The sequence below is a fragment of the Devosia indica genome, from assembly GCF_003056405.1.
Lineage (GTDB): Bacteria > Pseudomonadota > Alphaproteobacteria > Rhizobiales > Devosiaceae > Devosia > Devosia indica.
In genome coordinates this window covers 199,578-212,594 of record NZ_PYVZ01000003.1, presented here as the reverse complement: position 1 = coordinate 212,594, position 13,017 = coordinate 199,578, and the positions used below count along the sequence as shown (strand labels likewise).

General features: G+C 61.1%; 10 protein-coding genes. 5 read left to right on the top strand and 5 right to left on the bottom strand.

The window, feature by feature from the left end; all coding sequences use genetic code 11:
* From DDE76_RS04390 to DDE76_RS04375, 4 genes are all read right to left on the bottom strand, one after another.
* On the bottom strand, positions 1–3,198 hold the full coding sequence (locus DDE76_RS04390; protein WP_104891621.1) for an alpha-mannosidase: 3,198 nt from the start codon (positions 3,196–3,198) through the stop codon (positions 1–3).
* The gene (locus tag DDE76_RS04385; RefSeq protein ID WP_104891620.1) at positions 3,195–4,007 is read right to left on the bottom strand and encodes a carbohydrate ABC transporter permease; all 813 of its coding nucleotides are present in this window, start codon (positions 4,005–4,007) and stop codon (positions 3,195–3,197) included. The genes DDE76_RS04390 and DDE76_RS04385 overlap by 4 nt, the downstream gene beginning before the upstream one ends.
* Positions 4,008–4,898 (bottom strand): carbohydrate ABC transporter permease, encoded by an 891-nt coding sequence (locus DDE76_RS04380; RefSeq protein WP_157955659.1) that lies wholly within the window; start codon positions 4,896–4,898, stop codon positions 4,008–4,010.
* 123 nt (positions 4,899–5,021) lie between these two features.
* Complete coding sequence (locus DDE76_RS04375) at positions 5,022–6,338, bottom strand: extracellular solute-binding protein (RefSeq protein WP_104891618.1); 1,317 nt, start codon at positions 6,336–6,338, stop codon at positions 5,022–5,024.
* A gap of 281 nt (positions 6,339–6,619) precedes the next feature.
* Between DDE76_RS04375 and DDE76_RS04370 the strand changes: the two genes are divergently transcribed.
* Both DDE76_RS04370 and copM read left to right on the top strand, forming a co-directional pair.
* Positions 6,620–7,648 carry a LacI family transcriptional regulator gene (locus tag DDE76_RS04370; RefSeq protein ID WP_104891617.1) on the top strand — a complete coding sequence of 343 codons (1,029 nt, stop codon included), beginning with the start codon at positions 6,620–6,622 and terminating at the stop codon, positions 7,646–7,648.
* Positions 7,649–7,702: 54 nt separating this feature from the next.
* Positions 7,703–8,053, top strand: coding sequence for a CopM family metallochaperone (gene copM / locus DDE76_RS04365; protein ID WP_104891616.1), 351 nt, complete (start codon positions 7,703–7,705; stop codon positions 8,051–8,053).
* A 3-nt stretch (positions 8,054–8,056) separates the two neighbouring features.
* Here copM and DDE76_RS04360 read toward each other — a convergent pair whose 3' ends face one another.
* Positions 8,057–9,079, bottom strand: coding sequence for a LacI family DNA-binding transcriptional regulator (locus DDE76_RS04360; RefSeq protein ID WP_281261853.1), 1,023 nt, complete (start codon positions 9,077–9,079; stop codon positions 8,057–8,059).
* Positions 9,080–9,289: 210 nt separating this feature from the next.
* Between DDE76_RS04360 and DDE76_RS04355 the strand changes: the two genes are divergently transcribed.
* The 3 genes from DDE76_RS04355 (at position 9,290) to DDE76_RS04345 (ending at position 12,857) form a co-directional block, all read left to right on the top strand.
* Positions 9,290–10,831, top strand: coding sequence for a sugar ABC transporter ATP-binding protein (locus DDE76_RS04355; protein ID WP_104891614.1), 1,542 nt, complete (start codon positions 9,290–9,292; stop codon positions 10,829–10,831).
* A complete protein-coding gene (locus tag DDE76_RS04350; protein ID WP_104891613.1) occupies positions 10,812–11,840 on the top strand; it encodes an ABC transporter permease in 1,029 nt (342 codons plus the stop codon). Before DDE76_RS04355 ends, DDE76_RS04350 begins: the two co-directional genes overlap by 20 nt.
* 75 nt (positions 11,841–11,915) lie before the next feature.
* The gene (locus tag DDE76_RS04345) at positions 11,916–12,857 is read left to right on the top strand and encodes a substrate-binding domain-containing protein (RefSeq protein ID WP_198650841.1); all 942 of its coding nucleotides are present in this window, start codon (positions 11,916–11,918) and stop codon (positions 12,855–12,857) included.
* The last annotated feature ends 160 nt before the right edge of the window (positions 12,858–13,017 follow it).

The window sequence follows — 13,017 nt, the reverse complement described above, 5'->3', positions numbered from 1 at the left end:
TCAGGTCTCGATCATCAGGGTTGCGATTTCGAACGGCCGCAACTTGAGGGCGACGCTGTTGTCCTTGACCTCAAGCGGCTGCGCTTCGCCTTCTTCCATCAGATTGACGATGCGCGCCGATTTGACCGGCAGGCCAAAGCTGATGGTCGCATCGGCGCGGATATTGGCGTGCTCGAATATGCGCAGCACGATGGCATCGGACTTCTCAGCCTTCTTGACCGTCTCGATGGTGACATTGGGTGCATCGACCGAGGCGAGGCTGAACTGGGCGAACGCGCCTGCCATTGTTGTGGCAACAGTGCGCGAACCGATGACGGCCACCGGATTGTTGAACCGCTCTGCCGCGCAATGGACCTCAGCCAGATCCGCCACGCCCTCATGCACGAACATGGCATAGCGGATGCGGTGCTCGCCGAGATCGGCATCGGGATCGGGGAAGGTCGAGCCGCGTACCAGGGTCAGCCGCACCGATTGCTCGTGGCAGTCATAGGCATATTTACTGTCGTTGAGCAGGGCGATGCCGAAATCAGCCTCCGAAATATCCACCCAGCGATGCATCGAGGCTTCGAACCGCGCGCGGTCCCAGGTGGTGTTGCGATGGGTTGGCCGCGTGACATGGCCGAAGGCGATTTCGGAGCGAATTTCGCTGATATTGAGATCAAACCCGAACTGCGCCTTGATGACCTGAGCGCGCTCCTGCCAATCGATGAAGGTGTCGAATTCCACCTGTCGCTCACCGGTTGTCAGGGAGATCACCTGAACAATCTTCGACTTCTGGTACGATCGCTCGACGCGGATTGCCGCGCGATGCGGACCGGTCTCCACCACGGAGATCTCGGCCTTGCCATCAGCGAGCGGCCAGGACTGCTCCTCGAAATAGCGATCGATATCCCAGGCATCCCACTCCATGGGCTTGTCTTCGTAGGCGATAAGGCGATTGGCCTTGGCACCGGGAGCAAGGGTTTCGCGATTGCGCGTCTTGTCGAAGACGGAAGTGATCTCGCCCTTCTCGTCGAAGGCAACGCGGATCAGCGCATTTTCAAGATGGCTTGCCGAGACGGAAAGTTCGCTATTGGCCGATGAGCCGCCCGAGACGAGCTGCGCCCCGTTCCAGCCGAGCGGGGCCAGATCGGCGACCACCGCAACCATATCGGTCGATCCATCGGCACGGGTGATCTTTTGCACCGGCTGGGTGCCCGAAGCAGTGGCGAGCGCCGCGTCCGCGGGGATTTCGGCGCCCAGATGCACCAGACCCGAGCGGGTCTGGCTGGTGAAGTTGATCAGCCGCAACTGGTCGGCGCCCGGCTTCGTTGCGGCCTGCGCCGCAGCGTGCCAGGGGCCATTGGCAGAATCCAGGGTCGAGAAGATGCGGCCATATTCGGCGTCGCTGTCGACATAGACTTCCGGGATCGAGGTGCCCGGCAGGATGTCGTGGAACTGGTTGATCAGCACCAGTTCCCAGAACTCGGCCAGCGCCTCGCTGGGATAGGCGTGGCCTTCTGTTGCCAGGGCAATGGCCCCGAGCATCTCCAGCTCGCGCAGGCGCCGCTCCGAATTGCGGTTATTGGCCTTGTTCTTGGCAACCGAAGTCAGCGTGCCGCGGTGATATTGCAGGTAAAGCTCGCCATTCCACACCGGGAACCTGCCAGGCTCTGCGTCCATCTTCTTGCCCAGCCGATCGAGGAAGGGGACGATACCTTCAAGCTTGACCCTGGGCGCGCCGGGAATGCCCCGTTCCAACCGCGTGCCGCGCTCAATCATCGCGCGGGTCGGACCGCCGCCGCCGTCGCCATAGCCATAGGACATGACGACCTCGTCATAGGCGGCCTTGGGCTCGTACCGCTTCCAGGCGCCCATGGTTTCCGACACCGAGAGGTCACCATTGTAGGTCGTGAAGATCTGCTCGCTGTCATATTTCTGGGCGGTAATGAGCTGTGCCTTGGTGGTGGTGCCGTCAATGCCGCGCCAGAAGAAGGTGTCATAGGGGTGTCGGTCGGTATCGTTCCAGCTCAGCTTGGACGTGACGAAGTATTTGAGCCCCGACTTGTCCATGATCTGCGGCAGATTGGCCGAATAGCCGAAAGTATCGGGCAACCAGACGGTCTTGGGATCGACCCCGAAATGTTCGAGATGAAAGCGCCGGCCACGCATGATCTGGCGAACCAGGCTCTCGCCCGAGGCGATATTGACGTCCGGCTCCACCCACATGGCGCCTTCGATCTCGAACTGGCCGGACTTGATCCGCGCCATCATCCGATCCCAGATTTCCGGGTAGTCCTTTTTGAGGAAATCGAAGAGCACCGACTGGTTGTACATGAAGACGAACTGCGGATACTCCTCCATCAGGTTGAGCACCGTGGCAAAGCTGCGACCGGTCTTGTCGCGGGTGTGCATGACCCGCCAGAGCCAGCCCACATCGAGATGGGTCGAGCCGACAGCGGTGATCTGCGGCTGCACCTCGGTGTCGACGAGATCGTAGATTTCCTCGGCAATCTTCTCGGCTTCCGGCAGGCCGGCCTCGAAAGCGTCGGTATGCCCGTCGCGCCGGTCCAGTGCCCGCAATGCGCGCTGCACGATATTGAGAATAGCGTGGCGACGCGGATCGTTCTGCTGCAGCAGAATGGCGACGTCCACCGGCGTCTGCAGGTCGTAATAGAGCTTTTCCGCCCGCTCGTTGCGAATGAAGAAATCCACCTCGAACCCGACCAGAGGCCGGTCGAAGAAGGTGAAGGCGTTAACCAGCAGGATGTGCTTGTTGCCGGGCACGGCGTCGCGCTCGATCACCAGTTCGGTGTGGTTGCCGTCCAGCGCCTGGGCAATCTTGCCGTCGAGATAGGCAAGACACTGCGGGTCGGTCGAGCCGGGGCGGTCCTGCCACTGGCTAGTGAAATGGGCGACGAAGACTTTGCCGCGCGCTTCTTCGGGCACGGTAATCTCGGCAGCGAACCAGGTGTGTTCCTGACGTTTGCCCCAGACCGAATGGCGGCCAAACGGCTCCCAACCGCGCCAATCGGCCCCGAGCGCGTCAGCAGACGAGAAATGATCGGCACGCTGCACATGCCATTGGAACGGTACATCCTTGAGTGGCGTCCGGATTTTCTTTTCCAGGTCCGCGCACAGGCGCAGCAGCTTGCCCTCTTGTTTCAGATCATCGTCCAGCAAACCCAGTTTGGACGAGAGGGGATTGGAATAGGTCATCCTTTGACTCCGACACCGGCGAACCCTGTGTTCATGTTCCGCCGCAACAAGAAATACACGCCGACCGCCGGCGCAGCGTAGATGATTGAAAAGGCCGTCAGGAACCCGTAATTGATGGCGCCCTGCTGCCCGAAAGCAGCGTAGAGCCCCACCGACATGGGGAAGGCATCCTGCACGCGCGCAAAGATCAACGGCAGCAGGAATTCATTCCAGGCGCCGGTGAAGCTGAAGAACCAGACCACCGCAATCCCGGCCCTCGACATGGGCAACACGATTCTTGTGACAATCTGGAAAAGGCTGGCGCCCTCCACATAGGCTGCTTCCTCAAGCTCGATCGGCACGGTGTCGAAGAAATTCTTCAGCAGCAGCAGGGTGAAGGGCAGGTTGAGAATGGTCAACGCGATGATGACGCCGAGCTGGTTGAGCAGGCCGGTACGCTGCGCAGTGAAATAAAGCGGCACCAATACGCCCGCCGCCGGCAGCATGCGCAGCAGCACCAGGGCCCAGAGAAAGGCATTGCGGCCCGGGATTTTGAGACGCGACAGCGGATAGGCAGCGGAAATGCCGACCACGACGCTGAGTGTGGCCGTGCCCGCCGCAATCAGCATGGAATTGACGAACTGCCGCCCCGCATTGCCGCTGATCGCCTCGCCGAAATTGTCGAGCCCGACAACGCTGGGGATCTCGAGCTGGCCCGTCGAGAGCGGGTTGAAGGCATTCAGGATGAGCCAGGAAAACGGGCTGACCCAGATCACGGCCATGAAAGTCAGGGCAATGGCAGTTAGGCGGGAGGGTTGGGTGGATTCCATTTATTTGGGCTCCCGCAACAGGCGCAGATAGAACAGGGACAGGAAGCCCACAATGGCGAGCATGGCGACCGAGATTGCCGAGCCGAAGCCGAGATTGCCGCGCGCAAAGCTCTGATTGTAGAGGAACACGGCGAGCGTCTCGGTCTGCCGGCCCGGCCCGCCGCCGGTCATGGCGAAAATCAGCGGGAAATAGGTGAAGGTCCAGATGGTGATGAACAGCATATTGGTGGCGATATGCGGCCGGATGATCGGCAATTGCACCAGCCAGATCCGTTGCAGCGGCGTCGCGCCATCGACCTTGGCGGCCTCGACCACCTCGCGGCTGACCGAATCCAGGGCCGCCGAGAACAGCAGATAGGACCAGGCGGTGCCTTTCCAGATATTGGCAATGGTGACGACGGGCAGGGCGTAATCATTGATGAAATTGACCGGTGGCAGGCCCAGCGGCGTGATGATGAGCTGATTGATCAGCCCGGTCTGTGCCGTGGTCGCCGACCAGAGGAAAGCCGCGACGATATCGGGCAGCAGCCAGCCCAGCATGATGCAGACTTCCACCACGCTGCGCAGCATAGAGCGCGATCCGCGCAAGGCCGCCGCGAGCAAGAAGCCCAGCACCGACTGGCCGACAATGGCCGAGAAAAAGACGAAAATGACGGTGGTCCACAAGGATTCGAGGAAACCCCGGCGCGTGAACAGGCGCTCGAAGTTTTCCAGGCCCACCCAGCTCCATTCCACGCTCTTGCGCCCCACCAGGGCCAGATCGGTGAAGCTGAAGGCAAATGCCCAGGCGGTGAAATAAAGCAGGATGCCGATCAGCAGGATGGCGGGCAGCATGCCCAGCCCAAGGACCCACAAATTGCTGGTGAGCCAGGGATTGGCCTGGTTTTTCATCGACGCCTCTTGGCTGGGCTGTTTGCACCCGCGGCGACCTCGGCGGAACGCAGCGGCGGACGGCTGGAAAAAGAAGACCGGCGACATCTGGAGGACAGGAGATGCCGCCGGCAGTTGGTCAGGTTACTCGTAAGTGACGACGTTTTCCTCGCCGAACTCGTCGACCAGCGCGTCGTGATATTCCTGGACCACTTCATCAGGCGGCACGCCATCCAGAATGTCGGCAGTCGCCTGCTGGATCAGGGCCGAGACGGTCTGGTAACCCGGCACCGTGTCACGGCCGGTCGTGTCCGCGGCCAGCTTGGTGGCCTCAGCCAGGAACGGATCGGCAGTATATTCGGGGGATTCCGAAATATCGGTCCGTACCGCCATGCGGTGATTGGCCAGCGTCCATGCCTTGAAATTGCCCTCGTCAAAGATCGAGGTGATCAGCTTGAAGGCCATGTCCTTGTCGGCCGCATTGGCATTGATGCCGATCGTCCACCCGCCTGAGATATTGGTCGTGGTCTTGGCACCCTCGACGCCCGAACCGGGCCATGGCGTCCACGCGACTGTGGCGTCTCGCTCTTCCCGGCTGGGTGGATTGTTGCAGTCCCAAAGACACGCATCTTCCCAGGACCCGGAGGCCAGAATGCCCAGTTCATCGGCCGCCAGGGCAGCGCGCACCGCAGCCCCGATATCGGTGGCATAGTTCAGCTCCGCCGTGTTCAGCTCGCGCTCGACATAAACCTGGTGGAACAGGTCGAACGTGCGGCGCAGGGCGGGGCTGTCGCCAATCCACTGACCTGTTTCGCGGTTCAGCAGGCGATTGCGGTCGCCCTCGGGAACATCGGCGCCAAGCAGCGCCATATAGACGCCCTGCATGGTGGCGGCTTCTGCCTGCTTGGTGCCTGCGGGAAGCTGGAACGGATAGCGGACGCCTGCATCCTTGAGCTTCTGGGCGGCGTCGAGCACGTCATCCCATGTCTTGGGTTCCCAAGGGGTGGGAATGCCGGCCTTCTCGAAATTCGACAGGTCATACCAGAGCATGCGCACATCGGTGTCGGTGGGCAGGGCATAGACCTGGCCTTGATAAGACGCGACCTCGAGCAGACCCGGCATGTAATATTGGAACTGATCCCAGCCGGCGAGCAGCTCGTCGAGGGGATGCAGATAGCCGGCCGAGGCCAGCTCGGACACCATGAAGCTGTCCATCAGGTTGACATCGGCAGCCGTGCCCGCCGAGAGGTCCAGCGCGATGCGCTGGTCATAGCCCTGTCCGGGCAGCTTGATGGCGTTGACCGTTTCGCCGGTTTCGGCCTCAAAGGCCTCAATGCCCGGCTCGACCAATGCGGCAATCCATTCGGCATACATGAACGAGACTTCAGCCCGTGCCGGCGCCGAAAGGGCACTCGTCATGGCCAGGGCAGCAACGCTCCCCAGCAGAACTTTCTTAAGCATACACACCTCCCTGTGATGTTGCCCCCCGCGGCTGCGGCAGGCGCCGGCTCCTCTTCCGGCGTATGAGCCCAACTAAGCACATTGCATGCAACGTTGCAATTTGACATTGCATGGATTCTCTTTGTTGCGAGCAAAAGTTCATGAAATCCATGCACAACAATAGCTTGTGGTGCTTTCATGCTGTTGGCTTTCCGGACTTGTAACGTTTGCATCGTTGCATCAAAGTTCGGTACACTCAGGCGCCCGGCTCTGCTATGTAGGCTGTCAGGGGACTTTGCCGCATGCACAAGAACAGGCCCGGGCCTTCGGCCAAGGGGCGCGTCACACTGAAAACCATCGCTGAGGCCACCGGGCTGAGCCTGTCCACGGTCTCGCTCTCGCTGCGGGGTGGGACGACGCTCAAGCAGGAAACCCGCGACAAGGTGGCCGCGGCTGCCAAGGCGCTGGGCTATGTGCCCGACAGGGCGGGGGTGCGTCTGCGCACCGGCAAGACCAATGTGCTGGCCCTGGTGCTGGATGGCGCCGAAGATTCAATCGATTTTGCCCGCCAGATGATCCAGGGGATCGGTCAGGCCCTGCAGGGGACGCCGTACCATCTGAATGTGACGCCCGAATTCGACCGGCATTCCACCGACACGATCCGCTACATTCTGGAAAATCGCACGGCAGACGGGGTGATCATAACCCATACCGGTCCGCGCGACCCCAGGGTGCAGATGATGGTGGATGCCGACTTCCCCTTCGTCAGCCACGGGCGAACCGAGTTCTTCACCCCGCACCCTTACCACGATTTTCATGCCGAGGCCTTCGCCACACTTGCGGTGGAACGGCTGGCCGGCAAGGGCTGCCATAGGGTGCTTCTGGTGATAGGCGACGACAGCACCACCAACTACCATAACATTGTCACGGCCTTTCATAAGGCCGCCGCGCGCAACGGGATCGAAACCACGTTGCTCGAGCGCACCGTTGGCCTGACGCCGGCCGAAATGCGCGCAAAGGGCATTGAACTTTCCCGGTCTGCGGATCGCCCCGATGGCGTGATCTGTGACAGTGAAATGCGGGCCCTGGCTTTGCTGGGCGGCCTGATGGAAGCTGGTGTCGGGATCGGCGAGGATGTGCATCTTGTCTACAAGCAGACCTCGGGCATTCTGCCCACCATGTTCCCACGGCTTGACAGCGTGCGGGAAGACATTGTGGGGGCGGGTGTCGAGCTGACCAGGCTGCTTCGATTGCGCATCGACGGGGCGCCCGTCGGTGGCCTGCAGACCCTGGCCGAGCCCCAGCCGCAATGGCGCAGCAATGAGCCTTGACCTTCCCATTTGGGAAGGCTGCAAATGTGCCTCCGACATGTTCAGGAGGTCCGAATGAAATTCGCTGCTTTTGCGCTCGCCACTATGTTGCTTGGGGCTCCGGCCTTCGCCCAGGAACACGCGGGCCATGGCGAGGCTATGGTGTCTCAGAATCCGGCTACCCAGGGCTACATTGATGCCAATGCCCGCATGCATGTCGATATGGACATCGCATACACCGGCGATGCCGATGCTGATTTCATTCGTGGCATGATCCCGCACCATCAGGGTGCGGTTGATATGGCGCGGATCGTGCTTGAGCATGGCTCCGATCCAGAGGTCCGCGCATTCGCTGAAGAGGTGATCGACGCGCAGGAGGCCGAGATTGCCTGGATGCGCGAATGGCTGGCCAGGAACGGCTATTGATGGTCAGCCCGGCGGCCGCGTGACCGAATTTCGCAATATCAGCTCGGCGCGCAGCAGCACTTCGCGTGACTTTGGCTTCTCGCCGGCCAGCAGCGTCAGCAGAAGTTCCATCGCCGCTTCCCCCATGCGATGCCGCGGCTGCTTCATCGTGGTCAGCGAGGGGGTTATGAAGCTGGCAAAGGAAATGTCATCAAAACCCATGACCGAGAATTGCCGGGGCAGATCATAGCGGCGGGCATTGAGGGCAATGATCACGCCCATGGCCGTCGCGTCATTGACACAGAGAAAGGCCGTGGGCAGGGCATCGCGCACGAACATCAGCTCGGCCGCCGCCCGGCCGCTTTCGGTCGTGCCGTCCCCGTCAATAATCAGGCGCGGATCGATGCCGATCCCGGCTCCACCAAGCGCGGCACGATAGCCATCTTCACGCAACCGGTTGATCTCGCGATTGGGCGCCCGCCCGACAAAGGCAATGCGCCGGTGCCCCTGCGAGATCAGGTGTTCCGCCGCAATGCGTGCACCTTCGAAATTGTCCACTCCGACAAAGGGAATGTCCTGGCCCAGCACGGGTTCATTGACTGCCACCATGGGCGGTAGTCGCGCATCCGTCAGTGACTGCCCGAGTCCGAAAGGCAGGTGCCCGGTGAACAGGATCAGCCCGTCGGCCTGGTTGGAGCTGATAAAGCGCAGATAGTCGGTTTCCCGGCTGGGATCGTTCTGGGTATTGCCGATCAACAGGCCATAGCCGCGCTTGCTCGCTTCGGTTTCAAGGCCCACCAGGATGTTGGAAAAGTTCGGGTCACCCACATCAGGGGCGAGTATCAGGATCATGTTGCTGCGCCGCATGCGCAGCGAGCGGGCCATTGCATTGGTGGTGTAGCCAGTGCGGGCAATGGCGTCGGTGACCTTGCGGCGAGTCGCATCGGCCACCTTGGTCGGTTCGTTGATGGCGCGGCTGACCGTGGCGATGGACACACCGGCCATCGCAGCTACATCTTCGATTGTGGCCAGCTTTTGCTGCAGCACTTGGCTCTCCGCCCTCCGCCCCGGGCCAGACAGCCCCACGCACCATCGCCTTTAGCAGAAGCCGCAGCTTTAGCTACGGCGTCTCCACAGCGATAAACCGAATTCGGTCACTGTAAACCTTTACATAGTTCATGAAAACCTTTACATCATCGTTCATAGCCAAATGAGCGTTGCATCAAGCAGTGCCGGGTTCAGGGGAGGAGACGCGACATGGCCGAAGCGCCAGACGCAAATGTGCCGTCGATTCTGTCGGCCAGCCGCATCTCGAAATCCTTTGGCGAAATCCCGGTGCTGTTCAGCATCGATTTTGATGTTCGCCCCGGCGAAGTTCACGCCATTATCGGTGAGAACGGCGCTGGCAAGTCGACCCTGATCAAGATCCTTTCCGGCATTGAGCAGCCAACCTCCGGCAGCATTACCTATGACGGCGAGAAAGTCGTGCTACCCCCAAACGGCGAGGCTGCGGCCTTGGGGATCGTCGTGATCCACCAGGAACTGCTGCTGGCAGAGCATCTCTCGGTCGCAGACTCGATTTTTCTTGGGCGCGAGTTGAAGTCAGGGCCTTTCCTCGATCTCAAGGCGATGCGCGACCAGGCCAAGGCCATTCTGGATACGCTGCATGTCTCGATCGACCCAGATGCGCGGATCAACACCCTGTCGGTGGCCGACAAGCAAATGGTTGAAATCGCCAAGGCTATCAGCCGCGATGCCCGCGTCATTATCATGGATGAGCCCACCGCGGTGCTCTCCGTTACTGAAAGCCGGACCCTGTTCGAACAGGTGCGACGCCTGACCGCCAAAGGCGTTGCGGTAGTCTTTATTTCCCACAAGCTCGACGAGATCATGGAACTGGCCGACCGCGTCACCGTGCTGCGCGATGGCCAGTTGATCGCGACCGTCGGCACAGAAAACCTGACGCCGGACTCCATCGCGCAGATGATGGTTGGCCGCGAACTTTCCAACCTCTACCCGCCCAAGCACGAACCCGATGTCGACACTGAAGTTGTGCTGTCGGTTCGGGGTCTATCGGCGCCGGGCATTTCGGACATATCGTTTGACCTGAGGCGCGGCGAAATTCTCGGTTTTGCCGGGCTGATCGGGTCTGGGCGCACTGCTGTCGCTGAGGCCATAGCGGGCCTGAGTGCTAAGACTGGCGGGGAGGTCATCGTCAATGGTGCAACCGCCGACTATCCTGACGTCTCGAAATCTGTTGCGGCGGGCCTGGCCTATATGACCAAGGACCGGAAGGGGCGGGGGCTTCTGCTCAATGCGGGCCTCCAACCCAACCTGACTTTGCTGACCCTGAAAAAGCATCTCAAAATGGGCTTTCTCGATGGTCGCAGCGAGGCCCAGGCGCTGGACCGGGCCGTGCGACGCTTTGATATCCGCGCCCGTGATCCCTCGGTGCAGGTTGGCAAGCTCTCTGGTGGCAATCAGCAGAAACTGATGCTGGGCAAGACCATGGAGAGCGACCCCGAGATCGTCATCATGGATGAGCCCACACGCGGCATCGACGTCGGCACCAAGCAGCAGATCTATCACATCATCGCGGCGCTGGCCGCCGAGGGTAAGGCGATCATCGTCATCTCCTCGGAAATGCAGGAAGTCATCGGCCTTTCCCATCGTGTCGTCGTCATGCGTCAGGGACGCATGGCCGGCGTGCTGGAAGGCGCAGAAATTACCGAAGCCGAGATCATGCGCTACGCGGCCGGCATCAAGCAGGGTGGGGAAAATGAGCGTCTCAGTGCCTGACACGGCAAGCAAACCGCATAAGGGCTTCCGGCTCGATCTCAAGACGGCAGGACCGCTCCTGGCGCTGATCCTGCTGATCATCCTGGGCTATAGCCTCAACCCGCTTTTCCTGGGCGAGGGCAATGTCACCAATTTGCTGACCCGCTCGGCCTTTATCGGCATCATCGCGGTCGGCGCTACTTTCGTGATTACCGCTGGCGGTATCGATCTTTCGGTCGGCTCCATGGCCGCCTTCATTGCCGGCATGATGATCATCATCATGAATGCGGCGGTGGACAGCATGGGAGCGTCCATCTGGACGGTCCTGCTGGGCATTGGCTGTTCGCTGATCCTGGGCATCGGCGCCGGCTTCATCAACGGCTTCCTGACCACCAAGGGGAAGATCGAGGCCTTTATCGTGACCCTGGGCACGATGGGCATCTATCGCTCGCTGATCACCTATTTCGCCGATGGCGGCACGCTCTCGCTCAATAGCGGCGCCCGCGAGATCTATCGCCCGGTCTATTACGACAGCTTCATCGGGCTGCCCTATCCGGTGTGGGTGTTCATCATCGTGGCCGTGCTTGGCTGGGTACTGATGAACCGCACGGCCTTTGGCCGCTATTGCATGGCCATCGGCTCCAACGAGCAGGTCGCCCGCTACTCGGCCATCAAGGTCGACCGGGTGCGGACCTGGACCTATATCCTGCAGGGCCTTTGCGTTTCGCTCGCCACCATCATCTATGTGCCGCGTCTCGGCTCGGCCTCTTCGGCCACCGGCGTGCTCTGGGAACTCGAGGCCATTGCCGCGGTAATCATCGGCGGCACCATGCTCAAGGGCGGCTATGGCCGCATCGGTGGCACGGTGATCGGGGCGCTGATCCTGACCGCCATCGGCAACATCCTCAATCTCACCGATATCATCTCGAACTACCTCAACGGGGCGGTGCAGGGCGTGATCATCGTGGCGGCCGTCTATCTCCAGCGCGGCTCGTTCCGCACCGGCCGCCGGGCCAAGAAGCCCGAATGACCAAGATTCCCGGCCCTCCGGGGCGGGCATAACCGGCGCATGGCGCCACACTCAAGGGAGGAACTACCCATGTCTATGAAGGCATTGACCCTGGCTCTGGCGGCAACGACCGCCCTGGCCGGCGCAGCGGTGGCACAGGATCAGATCCGGATCGGTGTCTCCATTCCGGCCGCAACACACGGTTGGGCCGGCGGTTTGAACTGGCACGCCCAGGAGGCCGAAAAGCGCCTCGAAGCTGCGCATGACAATATCGACATCACCCTCGTCACTGCCGACAGCCCCGGCGACCAGGCCAGCGACATCGAGGACCTGATCTCGGTGCAGCAGATCCATGCGCTTGTCGTGCTGCCCTTCGAATCCGATCCGCTGGTCGAGCCGGTTCGTCAGGCCAAGGAATCGGGTGCGTTCATCACCGTGGTCGATCGCGGCCTGCCCGATACCTCGATCCAGGACGTCTATGTTGCCGGCAACAATACCGAACTGGGTTCGGTTTCTGCCGAGTATTTTTTGACCCGTCTGGGTGACGGGGACAACATCGTGATCCTGCGTGGTATCCCGACCGTTATCGACACCGAACGGTTCGACGCCTTCATGGCCGGTATCGAGGGCTCGGGCATCAACGTGCTCGACGACGAATTCGCCAACTGGAACCGCGATGACGGCTTCGAGGTGATGCAGGACTTCCTGTCCCGCTTCCCCGATATCGACGGCGTCTGGGCCCAGGATGACGACATTGCCATGGGCGTGGTGGAAGCCGTGCGCCAGGCCGGTCGTGAAGACGAGATGTTCATCGTCGGTGGCGCCGGCATGAAGGACGTCATCAAGGGCATCATGGATGGCGATACCCTGATCCCCGTCGACGTGCTCTATCCGCCCGCCATGATCGCAACGGCCATGGACGTGACGGTTGCCAACTTCACCTCCAATGGTCCGGTGCAGGGCGAGTACATTCTGGGTGCGCCGCTGGTGACCCAGGAGAATGCCGAGCAGTTCTACTTCCCGGACAGCCCGTTCTAATCCAACGGAACGAGCAGCCAATGGAGGGGCGCCAGTGGCGCCCCTTTTTTGTTTGGATTCAACACATTCGTGCGTCGTCAGGATGACACGCGAATCCCGCTATTTCTCCGCCCGAGTTCCGGGCGATGCCCGCCTTCCTTGGCGTTGCGGGGGCTCACCA

Coding starts and splice junctions, on each gene's coding strand:
- DDE76_RS04390 (WP_104891621.1), bottom strand. CDS start 3,198: ATGACCTATTCCAATCCCCTCTCGTCCAAACTGGGTTTGCTGGACGAT.
- DDE76_RS04385 (WP_104891620.1), bottom strand. CDS start 4,007: ATGGAATCCACCCAACCCTCCCGCCTAACTGCCATTGCCCTGACTTTC.
- DDE76_RS04380 (WP_157955659.1), bottom strand. CDS start 4,898: ATGAAAAACCAGGCCAATCCCTGGCTCACCAGCAATTTGTGGGTCCTT.
- DDE76_RS04375 (WP_104891618.1), bottom strand. CDS start 6,338: ATGCTTAAGAAAGTTCTGCTGGGGAGCGTTGCTGCCCTGGCCATGACG.
- DDE76_RS04370 (WP_104891617.1), top strand. CDS start 6,620: ATGCACAAGAACAGGCCCGGGCCTTCGGCCAAGGGGCGCGTCACACTG.
- copM (WP_104891616.1), top strand. CDS start 7,703: ATGAAATTCGCTGCTTTTGCGCTCGCCACTATGTTGCTTGGGGCTCCG.
- DDE76_RS04355 (WP_104891614.1), top strand. CDS start 9,290: ATGGCCGAAGCGCCAGACGCAAATGTGCCGTCGATTCTGTCGGCCAGC.
- DDE76_RS04350 (WP_104891613.1), top strand. CDS start 10,812: ATGAGCGTCTCAGTGCCTGACACGGCAAGCAAACCGCATAAGGGCTTC.
- DDE76_RS04345 (WP_198650841.1), top strand. CDS start 11,916: ATGAAGGCATTGACCCTGGCTCTGGCGGCAACGACCGCCCTGGCCGGC.